Source organism: Erwinia papayae (assembly GCF_058241465.1).
In genome coordinates this window covers 100875-116682 of sequence record NZ_JBZCHT010000008.1, presented here as the reverse complement: position 1 = coordinate 116682, position 15808 = coordinate 100875, and the positions used below count along the sequence as shown (strand labels likewise).

At 44.3% G+C, this 15808-nt stretch carries 24 protein-coding genes; 1 reads left to right on the top strand and 23 read right to left on the bottom strand.

The window, feature by feature from the left end:
- Window positions 1–104: 104 nt before the first annotated feature.
- Window positions 105–425: a hypothetical protein gene (locus tag AC3RPL_RS04250; RefSeq protein ID WP_107321213.1), complete on the top strand. Its 321-nt coding sequence runs from the start codon at window positions 105–107 to the stop codon at window positions 423–425.
- 56 nt (window positions 426–481) lie between these two features.
- Here the strand turns inward: AC3RPL_RS04250 and AC3RPL_RS04245 are convergent, their stop codons facing one another.
- The 23 genes from AC3RPL_RS04245 to AC3RPL_RS04135 form a co-directional block, all read right to left on the bottom strand.
- Window positions 482–985, bottom strand: a complete 504-nt coding sequence (locus tag AC3RPL_RS04245; protein ID WP_490739077.1) for a hypothetical protein — start codon at window positions 983–985, stop codon at window positions 482–484.
- Window positions 985–1554 carry a hypothetical protein gene (locus AC3RPL_RS04240; protein WP_490739076.1) on the bottom strand — a complete coding sequence of 190 codons (570 nt, stop codon included), beginning with the start codon at window positions 1552–1554 and terminating at the stop codon, window positions 985–987. The genes AC3RPL_RS04245 and AC3RPL_RS04240 overlap by 1 nt, the downstream gene beginning before the upstream one ends.
- An 8-nt stretch (window positions 1555–1562) precedes the next feature.
- Window positions 1563–2195: a hypothetical protein gene (locus tag AC3RPL_RS04235; RefSeq protein ID WP_490739075.1), complete on the bottom strand. Its 633-nt coding sequence runs from the start codon at window positions 2193–2195 to the stop codon at window positions 1563–1565.
- Between the two features lie 5 nt (window positions 2196–2200).
- Window positions 2201–2353, bottom strand: a complete 153-nt coding sequence (locus tag AC3RPL_RS04230; RefSeq protein ID WP_162757076.1) for a hypothetical protein — start codon at window positions 2351–2353, stop codon at window positions 2201–2203.
- 127 nt (window positions 2354–2480) lie between these two features.
- Window positions 2481–2828: a hypothetical protein gene (locus AC3RPL_RS04225; RefSeq protein ID WP_045269771.1), complete on the bottom strand. Its 348-nt coding sequence runs from the start codon at window positions 2826–2828 to the stop codon at window positions 2481–2483.
- A 91-nt stretch (window positions 2829–2919) separates the two neighbouring features.
- Window positions 2920–3483 (bottom strand): single-stranded DNA-binding protein, encoded by a 564-nt coding sequence (locus tag AC3RPL_RS04220; protein WP_490739074.1) that lies wholly within the window; start codon window positions 3481–3483, stop codon window positions 2920–2922.
- A 120-nt stretch (window positions 3484–3603) separates the two neighbouring features.
- On the bottom strand, window positions 3604–4029 hold the full coding sequence (locus tag AC3RPL_RS04215; protein WP_490739073.1) for a hypothetical protein: 426 nt from the start codon (window positions 4027–4029) through the stop codon (window positions 3604–3606).
- 65 nt (window positions 4030–4094) lie between these two features.
- Window positions 4095–4649 carry a hypothetical protein gene (locus AC3RPL_RS04210; protein WP_490739072.1) on the bottom strand — a complete coding sequence of 185 codons (555 nt, stop codon included), beginning with the start codon at window positions 4647–4649 and terminating at the stop codon, window positions 4095–4097.
- A complete protein-coding gene (locus tag AC3RPL_RS04205; RefSeq protein ID WP_187795424.1) occupies window positions 4646–4945 on the bottom strand; it encodes a hypothetical protein in 300 nt (99 codons plus the stop codon). Before AC3RPL_RS04205 ends, AC3RPL_RS04210 begins: the two co-directional genes overlap by 4 nt.
- Before the next feature lie 602 nt (window positions 4946–5547).
- Window positions 5548–5826: a hypothetical protein gene (locus AC3RPL_RS04200; protein ID WP_098992455.1), complete on the bottom strand. Its 279-nt coding sequence runs from the start codon at window positions 5824–5826 to the stop codon at window positions 5548–5550.
- 419 nt (window positions 5827–6245) lie between these two features.
- Complete coding sequence (locus tag AC3RPL_RS04195; protein WP_098992456.1) at window positions 6246–7169, bottom strand: SPFH domain-containing protein; 924 nt, start codon at window positions 7167–7169, stop codon at window positions 6246–6248.
- Window positions 7170–7186: 17 nt separating this feature from the next.
- Window positions 7187–7645 carry an NfeD family protein gene (locus AC3RPL_RS04190; RefSeq protein ID WP_098992457.1) on the bottom strand — a complete coding sequence of 153 codons (459 nt, stop codon included), beginning with the start codon at window positions 7643–7645 and terminating at the stop codon, window positions 7187–7189.
- A gap of 534 nt (window positions 7646–8179) precedes the next feature.
- Complete coding sequence (locus AC3RPL_RS04185; protein WP_490739071.1) at window positions 8180–9133, bottom strand: hypothetical protein; 954 nt, start codon at window positions 9131–9133, stop codon at window positions 8180–8182.
- A 20-nt stretch (window positions 9134–9153) separates the two neighbouring features.
- Window positions 9154–10560, bottom strand: coding sequence for a hypothetical protein (locus AC3RPL_RS04180; RefSeq protein WP_490739070.1), 1407 nt, complete (start codon window positions 10558–10560; stop codon window positions 9154–9156).
- Between the two features lie 66 nt (window positions 10561–10626).
- Complete coding sequence (locus tag AC3RPL_RS04175) at window positions 10627–11187, bottom strand: hypothetical protein (RefSeq protein ID WP_490739069.1); 561 nt, start codon at window positions 11185–11187, stop codon at window positions 10627–10629.
- 2 nt (window positions 11188–11189) lie between these two features.
- Window positions 11190–11948 (bottom strand): hypothetical protein, encoded by a 759-nt coding sequence (locus AC3RPL_RS04170; protein WP_490739068.1) that lies wholly within the window; start codon window positions 11946–11948, stop codon window positions 11190–11192.
- Complete coding sequence (locus AC3RPL_RS04165) at window positions 11948–12505, bottom strand: hypothetical protein (RefSeq protein WP_490739067.1); 558 nt, start codon at window positions 12503–12505, stop codon at window positions 11948–11950. Before AC3RPL_RS04165 ends, AC3RPL_RS04170 begins: the two co-directional genes overlap by 1 nt.
- Before the next feature lie 79 nt (window positions 12506–12584).
- Window positions 12585–12866 (bottom strand): hypothetical protein, encoded by a 282-nt coding sequence (locus AC3RPL_RS04160; RefSeq protein WP_490739066.1) that lies wholly within the window; start codon window positions 12864–12866, stop codon window positions 12585–12587.
- Window positions 12867–12914: 48 nt separating this feature from the next.
- A complete protein-coding gene (locus AC3RPL_RS04155) occupies window positions 12915–13541 on the bottom strand; it encodes a hypothetical protein (RefSeq protein WP_490739065.1) in 627 nt (208 codons plus the stop codon).
- A 337-nt stretch (window positions 13542–13878) separates the two neighbouring features.
- Entirely contained in the window at window positions 13879–14316 is a 438-nt protein-coding gene (locus AC3RPL_RS04150; RefSeq protein WP_201435165.1) for a hypothetical protein, read from the bottom strand.
- A gap of 228 nt (window positions 14317–14544) precedes the next feature.
- Window positions 14545–14748: a hypothetical protein gene (locus tag AC3RPL_RS04145; protein ID WP_098992464.1), complete on the bottom strand. Its 204-nt coding sequence runs from the start codon at window positions 14746–14748 to the stop codon at window positions 14545–14547.
- A gap of 181 nt (window positions 14749–14929) precedes the next feature.
- Entirely contained in the window at window positions 14930–15319 is a 390-nt protein-coding gene (locus tag AC3RPL_RS04140) for a hypothetical protein (protein WP_045268478.1), read from the bottom strand.
- A 71-nt stretch (window positions 15320–15390) separates the two neighbouring features.
- On the bottom strand, window positions 15391–15723 hold the full coding sequence (locus AC3RPL_RS04135; protein WP_045268477.1) for a PerC family transcriptional regulator: 333 nt from the start codon (window positions 15721–15723) through the stop codon (window positions 15391–15393).
- Between the last annotated feature and the right edge of the window lie 85 nt (window positions 15724–15808).

Below are 15808 nucleotides of genomic sequence, written 5' to 3'. Positions count from 1 at the left end.
TTGACTATTAAGCTGAAACCTGCTGAACCCCACCGTCACTAAAGCGTGACACAGTATACCGCTGAATGTATTCTATTCATATAGAATATGATTAAGGTGGTGATATGACTGATAAAGAAATTAAGCACCGTATGTCAACCATACAGAGAAGCATTCTTATATCTCTGTATCTTTTAGAGAGAAAACTGGAAGGCCCTATAGAAGTCAGGGATCTGCGCAGAATCTTAAACAAAGACAGATGTGAGCGAGGCGTGCCCGAGTTACACGCGAGCAATTTCTCAGTTTCATGCAAGGTGTTAAATCAGAGAGGATTTCTGCACAAATTCAGGGATAAAGTAACACTCTGCGTTGCATACAAACTAACAGAAAAAGGAGTTGTTGAAGGTGAAAAGGAATACACTAAGTTGTTAAAAGAACTTGAGTAAGAGTACAATGTCCTCAAGAATTATTATATAAAAAGCCGGGTATCCCCGGCTTATGTCTATCGTTTCTCTTTTCTCATTGTCATTCTGTTGAAGAAGAAAAGATTTACAGGTAATGGTCTATTCAAATTTTTGTATAGGTCTATAATAACGGAATCATCATCAATATAGTCCCCCCCGGCTTTATGATATAAACGCTGCATATACTCCTCATTCACACCTTGCTTATGGCAACATTCGATATGATGTGCCAAAAGCAGTTTTGCATTGGCATATGAAGATGAGATTAAATCGACAACGTCCGGGTTTTGAAGTGCAAACGTAAGATTATCCAGCATATATTTCAGAAGGTGTCTTTGCTCCTGAATTAGACGAGCCTGATTCAGCACGGTGCCGGGTATCAGATCCTGATAGATAAACGCAACAGCCGTCTGGTGATCGTTGAGAGAAATTTTCATCCTTCGGTACTCACGTATCATGCTGGCGCTTTTACGTCGGTAATAAAGGAAACCGGACAGAAGGACAACAAGTACAGCAAGATAAGCCCAAAACATTTTTTCCATTACGCGCCCACCATGCGGGTTGATATGATGTTGCTGGTTTTCTTCGATTCCAGCACCTTAAAACCGATGACCACCAGCTCAGGATTGCTCAGCCAGCTATCCCGCCCATACAATGACACCCAGAGGTTTTCCCACGCCTTATAGGCCGGTTCGTAGGTAGAGAATATACCGATCCCCTCCCGGTTGATTTCATCGAGCGTCAGGCTCTGAACCGGCTTCTGGCAAAGCTGGCGAACGCTTAGCGTATAGCGCGAGGCCCACTGTGGCATATGGATTGATGGACGACTGCGCCACCAGTATTCGGGAGGCTTGCTGGTGGGTTTGTCGCAATCGACCGCATAGAGCACTTCTTTTAAACTACTCCAGTTAGCGTCTTTCCAATCAACGTCATCAGGGCCACTGTTCGGACTCCAGCGTCCCTTCTCATAGAAATTTTCCCGAACCCAGATAGTGTCACCATACTTTTGTATGCCTTTTATCAACGGGCCGGATTTTCGGCAGGTTTGCGTCTTGTCACCCGATATGATGCCTTTCATCATATTCGGTGTGAAAATCATTGGTGTAGGCATACCCCTCCTTAGCTTCTTAAATCTTTCATTGTCTGCTCTTTCAGGTTCCTGATAAGAGTCAACATATCTACATACATTGCGGAGTCTTTATCACGGTTATCTTTCTTCGCTCTCGCATAAAGCATCTGGAATTCCATAGCAACAGTATCGATCCCGCTCATGAACAGTTCATTACGGATACGCGCTGTAGACTGAGCGCCACTGATAACCGAATCCAAAGCAACAAGCACATCTTTCGCGGCACGTAATATATTTGGTTCCGCTTGCATCAGCTCTTTTTTATTCACATATTCAAGGACTCGGCGAAGGATCTGATTGGTAGCGTTGAGCAGACTCCAGAGATAAAGATTGTCATTTTCCAGCGTGCTATCTTCTGCAATTGAACGCGATACATTTTTTTTAACTCTGGAGTGATAATCACTTTCCCATGTGGTAGCGGCGATACCCATCCACTCATCTTTTTTCTGGCGAGTTATCGGGAAATCAGGGAATGCATTTAGCAGAGGAAAAGCATCATCCCAAGGTACTATTTTTCCATTAACCACAACACCGTCAGACTGAGTGCTAAGTTGCTTCAAAGACATGAGGATTGTCCTCATTTGTTCAGATTCAATCAGTAAATCTAAATCTTGCTGCGCCATCTACCTTACTCCGCGAGATCGTCTGGATGAGTAAAAACTGGCGCACGGCCATGACGAAGAAAGTAGAGCGTATCATTATGCTCCCGACGTAACGCAATTTGTTTTTCCTTTTTCATACTAATTAAATCCCGGAAGAAGCGAATAACTGTTTTGCTCATGCAGTACCCCATTAACATTATCTTTCTTATCCATTTTTTATGTTTGAAATTCAGCGAGCTTAGCCTGCGTCTCGCCCAGTACGTTACCAATATGAGCAGGATAACATTCTTTCCCAAAGGCCCAAAACTATGGCATTAAACCACATTTCTTAGCTATATCAAGCACATCACCATTTCTGATGACCTTGCCAATGTTATTAATTTCACCTACGCTATCAGCGGCGCAGGTGCTCCTCTCAACCATCATAGACACAATCTTCTCAGGCGCAATTGCATGAAGATCAACGTTTGAATCCGGCGTTTGTAGGGAGAAAATATAGAAGGCAGCAACTGCTCCGAGAATAATAAAGAATGCGCTTCTGAACAACGCTGACACGATAGTGAAACCGATAAAGGCCACGCCACCATACAGAAGTGCATCCTTCCAGCTCCCGTTATTGGCAAGAGTATCTAATGCGGTTTGTAGTTCATTCATGACTGAAAACCTGACTTTTTAGCTGGTGAATTAATCGCTCATAAGCAACAAAAACGGCCTCTGATAAGGCCGCTTTTTTACGATATCGACATCAGGAAATAGCCATAACCATATGTTTTGCATAAGTATATCCGATCCCAACGAACGGGATGTCGTCATCAAAGTCCATAGGATCTCCAGCGCCCGGTTGGCCCTGATTTTGAGGTCGTTGCGGAGGTTGGTTATTGCCCCCTTGAGGCTGCTGGGGTTGCCCCCACCCGTTATTGTTATTTGCAGCGCCAGCACTGGACTGCGAACCACCGCCCTGACGGCCACCCAACATTTGCATTGTGCCACCAACGTTTACGATCACTTCTGTCGTATATTTTTCGACACCGGCCTGATCAGTCCATTTCCGGGTTTGAAGAGCGCCTTCAATGTAAACCTGAGAGCCTTTACGCAGATATTCACCTGCGACTTCGGCCAGCTTTCCAAATAGCACAACACGGTGCCATTCAGTTTTCTCTTTCGTTTCGCCGGTTGTTTTATCACGCCAGCTTTCGGATGTTGCCAGTGTGAGGTTCGCCACAGCTCCACCGTTAGGCATGTAGCGAACTTCGGGATCTTGCCCAAGATTACCGACCAAAATAACTTTGTTGACGCCTCTTGAAGCCATGATACGTACCTCTTGGTTTTTGAAAGTTTGTCTTGCTTCGTAGGATTAATTTTAACATCTTAATCTTATAGCCGAAGTGATTTTTGGGTAATATATCCCTCGCTTTACATAGCGTTAAGGTTACTCCGAATAGATGAAACACTTACCGTCCAGTTCCATACGTATTTTATCTTTATTTGAAATGACGGTGCTTTTTTCAGCTAGGGTTTTATTTATGGATAAACACTGATCGCTTGCTTCTTTAGCGTTAAGATACGCCCCTAACATAATTGCTTCATCTTCTCCATCAATAATTAACCAGAATGGCAGTGATTTTGGGAGGTACTGCGGCAGGTATTCAATTTGGCTGCATTTTATGGCGACATAATTCATCTCAATCCATTCTAATCGCTTTTGCATTTCTCTGTACTTTATGGATAAGGTTTTATGATCCACACCATCAGACTTGCAACGGATTTTATTTTTAATGCCCCGGAGTCTCGCTCGGATATTGGTTATTTCTCTTTTTGCCAGCTCATGGTCAGCCAATTGAATTGAATGCAACATACTTACCCCCGCTCGTTGTTTGCATATATGCTGGCATCCACCCGCCGTGAACGCCCGATGTTAGATTATTTTCTTCCTGTCACCCTCTTGTTTCTTTCTTTCGTTAGATAACTTTTTGCCAGACGCAAAGATTTTTCAACATCGTTTTTCTCCCGAACAAGTTCAGCAAGATGTTCCGCATCCGGGATAAGTGTTTTTTTATGTTCCGCGATTTCTCTGTCATACCATTCGATGTCATTCTGCAAATCACTGATCGCAGATTTAATCGCAAGAAGTTTGGTGGTGCAAATGCCGTGTGGCAAATCAGCACCGAGAACAAAATTAGTTTGGCACATGGGCGAAACATATGACGCCCATCCTTCTCTTTTAGGCGGTTTTTTGCCATAGCGCGTCGCTGGTGGCTTTGTTGTATCCACCCATGTGAGACCGACAATCTTCTTGGTGACGTTGACGAACTTTGGTGAGTCTGGGGATGAATTCCTGCGGCGTTGAATAGAACGAACAACCTCTTCATATATCGTTCCTGTTGCTTTCCCCGTGTCTTCACTGGTATCAAACAAAGCACTGTAGAGGATAGTCCCGACGCGCAGTGACGCCGGACATTTCTGGCGGGCGCTCATTTTCCCTCCGACATGGCTTTTTGTACCATCTCAGCCAGCGCCTGCTTAATGTGGCGAGGACAGGCAATGTAGCCCTTGAAATTAACGTTCTCATGTTCCAGTTCGTCGTATTCGCCCATTGTATCCCGATAGTACACTTTGCGCTGACCAAGTCCTCCTGCAAGGTTTTCATCCAGCCAACGGATAACATTTTCAGCATCATTCGTAACGGAAGCGCCCTTATCATGGTCAACAAGGATGATGAACTCTTCGTTTTGAACGGGAACGCTAAATGTGCTCTTGATTGCAACTGTCATGGGATCGCCCTGTATTGGTTTTTATTTAATTTATCATTTTGAACCGGAAGGCCAAATAGCAAACAAAGAAAAACCCGGCTAACCGGGCTTTTCAGAATATCTATCATGACCAGATTTTATTCGGCTGACTCTTTTTCATTTGTTTCAGCCAGAATCGCAAGCAATTGCTCTGTCAGAAGGTCAGCCTGACCTTTGGCTTCTTCTTCGCTGTACTTGTCAACTACCAGCACAAGTCGTGTTCCATCAGGTTCTACCGCATACACGCAATACGAATCGTATTCGTCTTCTTTGCCCTCTGGGATTTCGCTGTGATCGCAGATAATCTCTCACCCCTTGAGTTTATCGGCCCATAGCTGATCGAGGTATATGCAGCATCACAACCGAGCGGTAACGAGTCCATAACATTCAGCCTCAGCGGCTGTATATCATACTCTGCGCAATATCGTGCAATATCATGAGCATCAGGTAATTCGTTGAGCATATCCTTAACAGCAACGCTGTCAGTATGCATACGCCACATTGTAGACGTAGCCCACATTGCTCCGATATAAAACTCTCTCTCTTTTTCGGTATATTCCATCTTCAATCCTTATGCCAGATCACTACTGGCGACTCTTTTTAAACTCATCACTGCCATATTTTTTGAAATACTCAGTGAAACCTTTATCACTTTCAATCGTGGCCTGCTCAGCCGCCTGGTTTGCCCGACGCATATCCCTGTCAGACACTTCCTGACTCAGCTTCATGTACCGCTCGACGTTCTCCGCTGTCGGTTCACGCACCACGTCGCCATATGCCTGCTGATAACGTTCATCAAGGCTCAGCCCAAGAGAGCACGACGCCAGCAGCAGGAACGCTGGCACGACGATCATCTTCTTCATCCGCATTCCTTTATGGGTTCGTTCATTTTCATGACGAGGAAATTGACATGAAAATTACATGTTACGTTCAGTCCCGGTCTACTGCGTCTGCACATAACTGACAGTGGCAACGCTCAGGCGCTTCACGCTGCCGGAATGCTGTCAGATTATGCAATCGTATCGGTCTGATTCGCCTAAACACAGTATGGCCGCAGGAGAGCTTCAATATCCAGATTCTGCCCCCGTTTTCACCGTAGCATATGTCGATATGTTCAACTTCTTTCCAGCACCTATTCATCCTTTATTTCCACAATACGCCCCAGAAAAATCACACAGGCAATCGACTCAAAATAAGTAATCATGAAAAACGTATATGAATGTTTTTCAGCATTACTCACTGAATGGGGGCTGGTTGCCCCCACCAGAGTCGCCTCACATGTTTATTTGGCAAGCTCGCTACCGGCACCCAGAGCAACACCGGAACCGATTAGACCACTCATGGCTTTAGTCAGATCAGCAGGCATAGCGATAACTTTCGCGTTTTCACTTTCACCCAGAGCGCTCAGAGCTTCAATGTAGCGAGTGGTTAACTGGAACTGCATTGCCTTCTCCCCACCTTCGCCAGCCATAGACTCGGCAAGCAACGTGTTTGCGTCTTTGATGCCTTCAGCTTCGGATACGCGAGCCTTGGCGTGCAGAATAGCGGCTTCCTGATCAGCCTGAGCACGTAGGATAGTAGATTCTTTCACGCCCTGAGCTTCGAGGATAGCGGCCTGCTTATTACCGGTCGCCAACGTTTCAATAGCCTTACGCTTACGTTCTGCTGCGGCCTGTTCTTCCATCGACGCCTGCATAGAATCAGACGGATTGATATCCTGAATCTCAATAGAGCGCAGCGTCAAACCCCAGTCTGTCATTTGATCGGCCATAGATTTCAACAGGGTTGCTTTAATCTCGTCACGCTGTGACAGGCTCTCGTCCAGATCAAGCTTACCGATTGCTGCACGAAGGGAGGTCATAGCCAGATTTACAGTCGCTATCTGATAGTTCTCTACACCGTATGCCGCTTTTTGTGCATCAACAACTTTCACGTAACAGATAGCATTGACCGATAGCACCGCGTTATCTTTGGAGATAACTTCTTGTGACGGAATTTTCATGATTTGGTCTTTCGTGGACAGACGATATGCAACGCTGTCCACGAACGGGATAACGATATTCAGGCCAGCATCAAGCTGGCTGTGATAGCGCCCAAGGCGTTCCACCAACCATTGCTGTCCCTGCGGTACAATACGCACGCATTTAAACAACGTTAACAGCACAACGGCCAGAATGATAACGATAGCAATTAATCCAATTGGCATAGTTTATAACCCTACTTTCAGGAATGAGACGATTTAGAGATAACCACTCGCAAAACATCGTGGTTCACTTTTTCTGTTACAGAAACCCTGCTGTCTGGTGCGATCTCATCATCAGAGATGCATTTCCACTCAGTCCGACCTTCAACCGGTTTTTGAAGGATCAAAAGTCCTTGCTTTTCGCTGTCGCAGCCTCGGGATAGGATGCCAATTTGCCCAATAATCGTATCTTGTATGGACTTATTAGGATTATCGCGTTTGCTGATATGTACCCAGAGGTAAGCACAGACGAGCATGGATATGATCCAGATGCCGATTTGCCATCCGAGATGCATATCAGGTATTAGAAAAGAGACCACTGCCGGGAACACTGCGGCAATAGCCATCCATAAGCCGAAAAACGTTGAAGTGAACAACTCAATTAACAGGAACACCGCACCAACGATGATCCAACTCCACCAAACAACATTTCCATCCATAAAACCTCCTGTTTTGTTAAATATGATTTAATGACCCGTAAATGCAGTAAACAGTCCCCAAGAGAGCAATTCCTCCTAGAGTCACTATTACCGCAAGAACCCCACCACGTCGAATGGTGTACTTCACGTTGTCGGCTTTATGCATAAGAACTATCATGCCGCTTATTCCCAGAAGGATAAACGTCAAAATGAAACATAAAGCCCCTATAAATGGATAGAACACGACCGCCCACCCCACCTGTATGAGAAAAAGACACTGTACCCTTGTGAAAATCACCTTTTTAACTTTCTGGATGATCTCACACTGATACAGAGGGCCGAAGGCTTTTAGTTCTGAATGGGGTTCTGTGCCGGAACCGCCGAAATTTCCGGCGCAGCGAATTAGTCGATTTTTGAAGCATGTTTTGCATGTGCTGACGTGTACGTTTATGGTGCCGTGAGTGAGAACTTATCCGTACCAGCTATGTGATACGTTGCGAACAGTGATTTTTCGCTCCAAACGGCTAATTCTTTGCTATCCGGTTGACGACGGTCTTACGTACGGACCGCCGCACTCCAAAATTCTTGGGGCACGGAAATTTCGGCGGTTCCGGCGTACAACCCCTGAATAATGGATTTAGTTTTGCCCTCAACCCATTTCCATCGGTGGGCGTTCCCGTGCGCGTATTCCTCTTTACCGTATCGAAGACGTTGCAGACTCATATTAATGCCAGTCATGGCACTGCTTTTATTGCACCAGTTATGCCCCCCATTTTCATTGAGATAAGAAACGACTTCGCTGGTGGTATGTGAATCACCTTTACGCATGAAGTCTTCGACCCGCAACATGGTGCGCTTCCAGTCGGTCATATACCGACCTGTGGCTCCCGGAGTTCCAGCGACGGCCATGCGGGTGTCAGTGTTCAGTTGTTCTCGCAGAACGCGGCCAAGGCGACGAGAGCCGGGTATGAGTCGGGCTTCGCACATTACTCGCAGTGAATAGGATGGCTCGCGCATTTCCTGCTGATCAGGCGGGCCTAGTACAAATCCTGCTCTTTTTTCAACTTCGATAAGACCGATGCCTGCTTTTTTAATGAGTTCCATGCCAAACTCACTACGCCTCCCCCCATTACTGCACTTTACCGCAATGCTGATCATGTGTGGCAACCCGGCTTTTGGGTTATGTCTGCTGCTGAGCCAGTCAAAAGCTTGTTCCATCACTGGTAAGCCGAAGGCTTTTTTGCACTCGATAACATGCACCCAATGTGATTTATTTGCTATCAAATCAGGGCGTTTTGAACGATGTTTAAGAGCAACTTCCGGGTAGGTCTCCCAGCCATATGTTTTTAGCCACAAATCTACGCAGGCTGCTATTTCTGCTTCGGTCATATCTGACGAGCATGGATCGGCAAATTCTGGCTGTGAAGCCATTTTGCAGACAAAATGACCTTCATAGCCGTCAATGTATCGACGAAGAGAAAACGGCGTCTCTTGATAGGTTTTGCGCATATACCCCCCGGTTAACGCAATTAATGTTTTGTTGTCTTTGTCTCGCTCAGCTTGTCGTTGCTTAATGCGAAGCTGGAAAGTGACTGAGTAGCGGTAATACTTCCCACGTTATGTTTTCGAAGCACTTTGAAAGAATCCTCAATGGAAAAGTGACGAGCGCCGGTTGTAATTTTTCCGCCAGAATTATTGTGTAAAGAAATATAGGAAAATGCCTTTTTACAGTCCCACATCACCCTGTGGATATTTCTGGTGATACGTGCGTAATTTTTAGCCTTTCCGATAGCCTCTCGTACTGTCAGTCCGATACTGTAAAAATAGGCAGCGATAAAACCGATGTTTACCTTATCGGAAATCTGTAGCTCTTCCGGTACTCCAGCCATGCTATGTACACCAAGAATATAAAACAGAAATTCTTCGTCCCTGTAGATGTCGCTGCTATCAAAAGATCTCATGTATCTAACGTCGGTCATAAAGTCTTGATAATTATCGTATAGCACAGCGTCATCAAACGAGGATAACTCAGGGAAAAAATGGCGAATGGTGTTAATAGTCTGCTGGTCTTCATCATTAAGTTGCCAACCTTTCGGAAGATGACTGTCTGACAGCTCGAAAGAGGAAAACAACTCAAACAATGAGTTTTCATCGCTAAAATAATTATTTACTTCATTTTCAGCTTTTTCGCTGTCAAAGAACCACGCAGCAGAATGCCTCAAGAGGTTTTGATAATGCTCGCGCCTGATTAATGGAAAACCCTCCTGAAAAGAATCACCGGAATGAAGGGGCGACTCCGGCACATCTTCCGGCCTGCTATTAAAAGGGAAGAAGCCCCTGATTTCACTAAAGGAGAAATTAAATTCGGTATTCTCATTTTTATCTTGCTGGAGAACTTGCCCGGCGAATGAATACAGATATGACGTCACAACAGAAGGCGATTTCCTGTGCTCAGACCGTGCTGGTTGCATGAATGTCTTAACACCTCCACTTTTATTCATTGTATCGTATGGGGTGGGGATGTTTTTTCCTGTGAGTAGATCTGCCAGCGCCAGACGGGCACTTTCCAGTGACGAGAACGTTACGGGGATAAATGAGTTGAATGCTTTATGCCAGACGATGTATGCCCCATCAACTAACCGAATTTCATAGGATTCTGGTTTTATTTCCCATGACGTTACTGCCTCAATCGCAGAAAGATACGCATCGGGCATCGCGGCCAAAACTGCCTGACTAACGACATTCCGACGTTCAATGGGATCAGATGGTAATTCCAGTGTTTTGAGAAGAGATACCAGCTTATCGAAAACGAAAACTCGTTCACCATCAAGTTTGTACTGAACATCAGGGACGCAATCCATTTTCTTTAACTCATTGATAATCGTTGGCGTAGCAACAAATGAATGATATTCATCTAAAATAAGTTTCTTACTCATAGTGCCTCTTTGTTGCGTTGTTTCAAGTCAGCATAGTTTGACAGAATCCGGCTAAAGAACCTTCTATTACTGCTTAACGTGTTCGTTCCAGTCGTCTATCAGGCGTTCGATGGTCTGGCGCGGAGCTGGCGCAATCCACTCACAGCAGGTAAACCAAAACTGGTTGAAACGGTATGGTAACGAGGTGGAATATCTGTCACCGGTTTCCAAATCTACCTTCCTGCCACTGAGTGTCGGCCTGTTCTTGCAGAACGGGCAAGACGATGTGATTTCGGATATACGCTGGACAATAGGGAAAGAATCTTGGGAAAGCATTTCTGGATCTCCCGGTTCGCGGTGTGTCCACTCAGTGCCTTCCGGTATCGTAATGAACTCATCGTCAATGAAATATTCGAAGGTCGGAAAGAGAATGTTTTTCATCCCGTGTCTGCGCCAGCGCAACAGGGCGAGAAATTCAATTTTTTGCTCCGGGGAATGTTCCATAGGAACTCTGAATCGATAAACACCGGGAACATCAGGCAGACCGTCTCCCTGCGGAGTGGTAGCAAACCATCTTTTATGGATCTCAGTTTCCTGAGTTGCGATAGACAATATCGCAGCACTTTTATCTGAAAAAGCACGACGCATAATCATTTCCTCAAGGTTAATCTTACTCGCGCGATCTGACCAATGACAGTAGCTGGTGGCGTACCATTCTCAATGTTGACTATGACGAGAAAGATAAAAACACTATTCCAGACAGTAAGCAATGGTGTGATCATAACTGGCAGTTGAGTAAGTGGAGATATAATCAGAAGCACAATGCAGAGTGAAACGTAGACAAAAACCTGCATTATCCATACTGGAAGATTTATAATCATTCGGTTAAGTATTCCTTTTGTGATGCCTGCTCGTTGCCTGAACTGTGCAAGCAGGATAACTGAAAGACTCAACCAGTAAAATCCGGGCCAGAGACAAACTATAATTGTATTCGAGATCATATCGCTTAGTGCGATAAAAAGCTCAGAATTAACAACACCGCTTTGCGGCTCGTGAGATACTATTTTCTGTATTACGGTAAACACCCCATCGCCGAGATAATTCCAGAGCAATACAATTGTAATAAAACTGAGAACAATGATTTTTACCAGCATAGTATGCATTTCACGCATCCTGAATGACCAACTCACCGCAGAAATAACAAACAAGAAGTACGAGCAAAAAATTGTGAGTGAAGCCGCAGGTTTCAACTCTCCTTTCACACCAGAGAGCGTAAGCCAGCTAATGACAAAAGCGAACACAGTCAGAACTGATACGAAAAAAGTGTTTTTCGATAGTATGGGATAACGGAAAGACTGTGCAATACACTCCTTCGTTTCTGAAAACGTGAGTATCCATCCCTTCATCATCAGACATGTCCTTTTATAAAGTTGTGATTACGGACTCTTTTCTTTATTTGCTTATACCGTTCGCCCAGCAGGTGCGCTTTGTCAATCCCGTTACTGGTTCGACTGCACACCCAGTATATATCATACACCTCAACGTAGCTAAGGTCTCCTGTTCGGCCCAGTGCGAGGATAATGCTGTCAATAACATCATCAGGCGCTCCGTGATTGAAAAGCCTCATAAGGCTATCGTCATTAAATCTATCTTCAATGCATTCAAGCTTGTTTTGTAGGCCGAATGATAAAATACTTAGTACAGTCATCAGCAATACAAGCATAAAGCCATAACCAGCAGTTCCTGCGATCCCTGATAGTGATCCATCTCGGATGAATAAATAAATTGATGTAAAAAATGCAAATGTAATGGCTAAGCAAAGGAGTATTAAGGCCCATTTTAAAAGAATGAATCGGTGGTATTTTTTTAAGCTAATCATACCTGATTCGCTTTCTTGCTTGATAAAAGATACGAGCGATTCATGATATTCAGAACCGACCTGTAACTGGGCTTTATTGCTAAACATAACTTCACTCCGTTCACTGTATGTTAACAGTAGAATACCGTGCGTTTTAGTAGGCCGAAGAACTATGGCCTTAATTCAACTATTTCATTTCTTTCAGGATAAAGGTGTTCGGCCAGCTCATTGTTTTAAGCATCCAATGAGGGTTTTGAACACGTTCCCTTGCTTCTCCATAATCGAATTTATCGTGTGATATGGCGATAACAACTGTATCGCGTGTGATCCAGCGATAGTATGATGAAAAGCCAAGCACCTCTTTTATTGATTCCTGAATGTAAGCCAGACGCTCAGACCGTTCATCCCGGCTCCCTTTGTCAATGCTGATCACAAGGGCTGGATCAGATTGTTCACGAATCCATTCCAAAGAATATTTTCGTTAAAATACTCAGAATTTTGAGTGAAGATGGAACCACTATAGGCAATACGTGCTACGACGGAAGGCTGCATTTTTTTTCGCGATTCCTGATGGAGAGAACCCGTAAAAAATCTGCCGCTGATCCAGCATACTCACCGTTACCGGGATGTCCGGCCTTCTTGAAATAGCAAATCCATGACTTGATATATGCCACCCTTCTTCACCATTTGCAGGATGAATCCACATTGGGATGCATTTGTCTTTACTAACTGCGACTGCCTGTTTTGTTGCATCACTTTTTAAAGGATAAAGAATTTTATTAAATGAATGCTTAATTGGCTCGGAAGTGGAGATGCAAACATTATCCACCTCGTCACTTTCATCGTCGAGAAAGAACACTTGTTCTTTTTTGTTTTTTTCTAACGCAGGGGGTGTTTCTGGTTCAACGTTATCATCAGCAGCAACACGATCATCATCAACCACCCTTTTTTCTTCAACGAACATATATGTATAGAATAATGAAAATCCCAACCAAGCAGACTGGGTTAATTCAGAAATATAAAACCCCTCTTTGTCTTTATCCATCCTGAAACCACGGGAAGATAAATCGGACTCAAACTTGTCCGTTAAAAAATGAGGAACATCCATATTTTCAGAATCCACTATAAAGTTTTTTTCACTCACAAAACCACCATGTATTTCAGCGAAAAAGAGTTTATCACGTCATAACTGTAACATTGTTGTAAACGCGATACTGGCAGAAAACATTTGCAGAACATTTCATCGTCGATACCTGTCGAATGGTTTTATAGATGCCGAACAAAAATGTTTTTCTGAGAGGGCATGTTTTAATGCCCTGTAAGTGAATCCTCCGCCCTGATAACGCATATATTCGAGATAAAACCGGCGTGCATTGCGCCTTGCCCGAGCGAATCGTGTTTTCAGAGAATTCTTTTCGCTTTCGAAGTCCACCATAACCACTCCTGATGCATAATGCCACGGGGTCGTAACCCCGTTTAAGTTATGCTGCTCTGTAATCTTTTAACCCCGGAAAAGAGTAACGTTCATTAAGTTCGAGGGTGTCTATTTGTTCACACAGTGAAGCATAAAAGGTTTTTACGTCTTCGGGATTAGTCTGTCCATCAATACGAAAGTATTTTTCAGGGTGGCTGGTGGTTAGTTTACGTTTCACTTCATCATAACCGGAGTAATGATGAACTTCGATATTCAGATCCACTCCCTTTTCCGGGGCCGTTTTTTTAATGTTAAGAACAACCTCACCTGAAATAACTACGCGATCTTCTTTATCATCGCTGTCGAGCCATAAAGTGATTTTCACACGGTGACGCGAAGAGCGATTTGTCCTGCCCCAGCTTGTCACATCATTTCGAACTTGCCCTAATGATGGCTTACGGTCGGAAATATTTAGGTATGAGGTGATATCTGAAAAACGTTTCATTTTTTTCTCCGCGTAGTGATCAGTAGTCAGACAAACATCATCACACAGCGGTTAGGGGGGCCGAATAGTAAAAAGTGAAAAAGTTTAGGGGGAATAGAAGTTTCTTTTATTCTACATAAATAAAATACTCCTCCCGTCAACAGATAAGAACACCAACCAACAACTGACCTGCTCTGGTGAGTAATGTCCGCCTGTCGTCGTTCTGATAGGTTGATTTCATATCCGGTTTCATCTCTGCGGAAGAGCGCCAATCCTGCGAATTGCCAAAATACTTTCCTCCACTCCAAAAAAGGTTTCATCTGGTGGTTTCTTGCCTGCGAGCTGGCAGGCGAGAAAGGCCGAATTATATGAGTTCGCTCGCTCCCGATAAAGAGCTTGGAGAGCAACTACAACAAGGGTACGATCGTCTCCAGTTAAATCTTCAAGTCTCATGTATGCCTCGTAAGTTATTTGTCAGCCGGGGATGCGAATGGCTAATCCTGATTAATTCCATACTCCGAAAAGTCCTGAGCAGTTCCTGTCACAGCAGAGAGAAGTAGGAGGATGACCTGTTCTCCGAATGCGGCAAGAGTAGTATCGGTGGGGGGGAGTTAATCAACGTAGCTATCATCAATTAAAACATAACCATCGCACATACTGCTGTGTTCCCTGAGTAGTCCACTGAATCCTTTTTCATTATTGCCTGTCGGTTCTCATCACGATCAAAATTATACATTTTTACGTTAAGGCCGTTTGGTGTACCTATGGCTGATACATAGAAAATGAAATGAATTCGTCGAGCCGGAATGCTCATATATCTGCTGAGTATGATTCGCGATAAAACATCTCGGCTTTTGTCATGATTGATAAACTCAAACCGGTCTTCAATCATGATAAAGAGATGATTTCCACCTCCTGGCTCACCTGGCATCGGCATCACTTTTACGCGGTAAGATATAGCTTCACAAGACCAATCGCGATGTGGCAGAGATATCACTGCGACATCTTTAACAATTTCTTTCATGTCACCCCCATGATGCATAAGACAAATATAATTTAAACATATACTATATGATTAAAACGGTACAGCAATTGTTAATCCCATTCGATATACCAGTAGGATACCGGCCCAAGATTGCTTTCCCGGTAAATAGCATCAATTCGTTGTCTAACGAGACTGAGATCAGCATTAAGGTTAGATTCTTCCAGTCTGGCGCGATGCCGTTCGTTTGATTTTCTGATGCAATGTTCTCGTCGCTGGACGTAAAATTCGCAAAGGTCAGCGTTATCACAGGCATCTATCATTTCCCCCCAGCGTGTAGCGGCTCTTAGCCATAAACCGTTACTTTCAAGCCGTTCTGCCAGATCGTCTTTTGCCGCTGTGAGCATCTCTTCTTTACGCTTTCCTCTCACACCCGAGCTTGCCATGAAAAATTCTCCCCCGGAGATGGTTTATCTGATGTTATAAGCCTGCTATTCCCCTATAAAATGAGAGGCAGTAACCGGGAGCCGA

Coding starts and splice junctions, on each gene's coding strand:
- AC3RPL_RS04220 (WP_490739074.1), bottom strand. CDS start 3,483: ATGGCTTCAAGAGGCGTCAACAAAGTTATTTTGGTCGGTAATCTTGGG.
- AC3RPL_RS04240 (WP_490739076.1), bottom strand. CDS start 1,554: ATGCCTACACCAATGATTTTCACACCGAATATGATGAAAGGCATCATA.
- AC3RPL_RS04185 (WP_490739071.1), bottom strand. CDS start 9,133: ATGCGCAAAACCTATCAAGAGACGCCGTTTTCTCTTCGTCGATACATT.
- AC3RPL_RS04215 (WP_490739073.1), bottom strand. CDS start 4,029: ATGTTGCATTCAATTCAATTGGCTGACCATGAGCTGGCAAAAAGAGAA.
- AC3RPL_RS04175 (WP_490739069.1), bottom strand. CDS start 11,187: ATGCGTCGTGCTTTTTCAGATAAAAGTGCTGCGATATTGTCTATCGCA.
- AC3RPL_RS04200 (WP_098992455.1), bottom strand. CDS start 5,826: ATGAAGAAGATGATCGTCGTGCCAGCGTTCCTGCTGCTGGCGTCGTGC.
- AC3RPL_RS04250 (WP_107321213.1), top strand. CDS start 105: ATGACTGATAAAGAAATTAAGCACCGTATGTCAACCATACAGAGAAGC.
- AC3RPL_RS04140 (WP_045268478.1), bottom strand. CDS start 15,319: ATGAAAGAAATTGTTAAAGATGTCGCAGTGATATCTCTGCCACATCGC.
- AC3RPL_RS04190 (WP_098992457.1), bottom strand. CDS start 7,645: ATGGATGGAAATGTTGTTTGGTGGAGTTGGATCATCGTTGGTGCGGTG.
- AC3RPL_RS04165 (WP_490739067.1), bottom strand. CDS start 12,505: ATGTTTAGCAATAAAGCCCAGTTACAGGTCGGTTCTGAATATCATGAA.
- AC3RPL_RS04195 (WP_098992456.1), bottom strand. CDS start 7,169: ATGCCAATTGGATTAATTGCTATCGTTATCATTCTGGCCGTTGTGCTG.
- AC3RPL_RS04180 (WP_490739070.1), bottom strand. CDS start 10,560: ATGAGTAAGAAACTTATTTTAGATGAATATCATTCATTTGTTGCTACG.
- AC3RPL_RS04205 (WP_187795424.1), bottom strand. CDS start 4,945: ATGACAGTTGCAATCAAGAGCACATTTAGCGTTCCCGTTCAAAACGAA.
- AC3RPL_RS04210 (WP_490739072.1), bottom strand. CDS start 4,649: ATGAGCGCCCGCCAGAAATGTCCGGCGTCACTGCGCGTCGGGACTATC.
- AC3RPL_RS04225 (WP_045269771.1), bottom strand. CDS start 2,828: ATGAATGAACTACAAACCGCATTAGATACTCTTGCCAATAACGGGAGC.
- AC3RPL_RS04245 (WP_490739077.1), bottom strand. CDS start 985: ATGGAAAAAATGTTTTGGGCTTATCTTGCTGTACTTGTTGTCCTTCTG.
- AC3RPL_RS04135 (WP_045268477.1), bottom strand. CDS start 15,723: ATGGCAAGCTCGGGTGTGAGAGGAAAGCGTAAAGAAGAGATGCTCACA.
- AC3RPL_RS04145 (WP_098992464.1), bottom strand. CDS start 14,748: ATGAGACTTGAAGATTTAACTGGAGACGATCGTACCCTTGTTGTAGTT.
- AC3RPL_RS04235 (WP_490739075.1), bottom strand. CDS start 2,195: ATGGCGCAGCAAGATTTAGATTTACTGATTGAATCTGAACAAATGAGG.
- AC3RPL_RS04230 (WP_162757076.1), bottom strand. CDS start 2,353: ATGAGCAAAACAGTTATTCGCTTCTTCCGGGATTTAATTAGTATGAAA.
- AC3RPL_RS04170 (WP_490739068.1), bottom strand. CDS start 11,948: ATGATGAAGGGATGGATACTCACGTTTTCAGAAACGAAGGAGTGTATT.
- AC3RPL_RS04150 (WP_201435165.1), bottom strand. CDS start 14,316: ATGAAACGTTTTTCAGATATCACCTCATACCTAAATATTTCCGACCGT.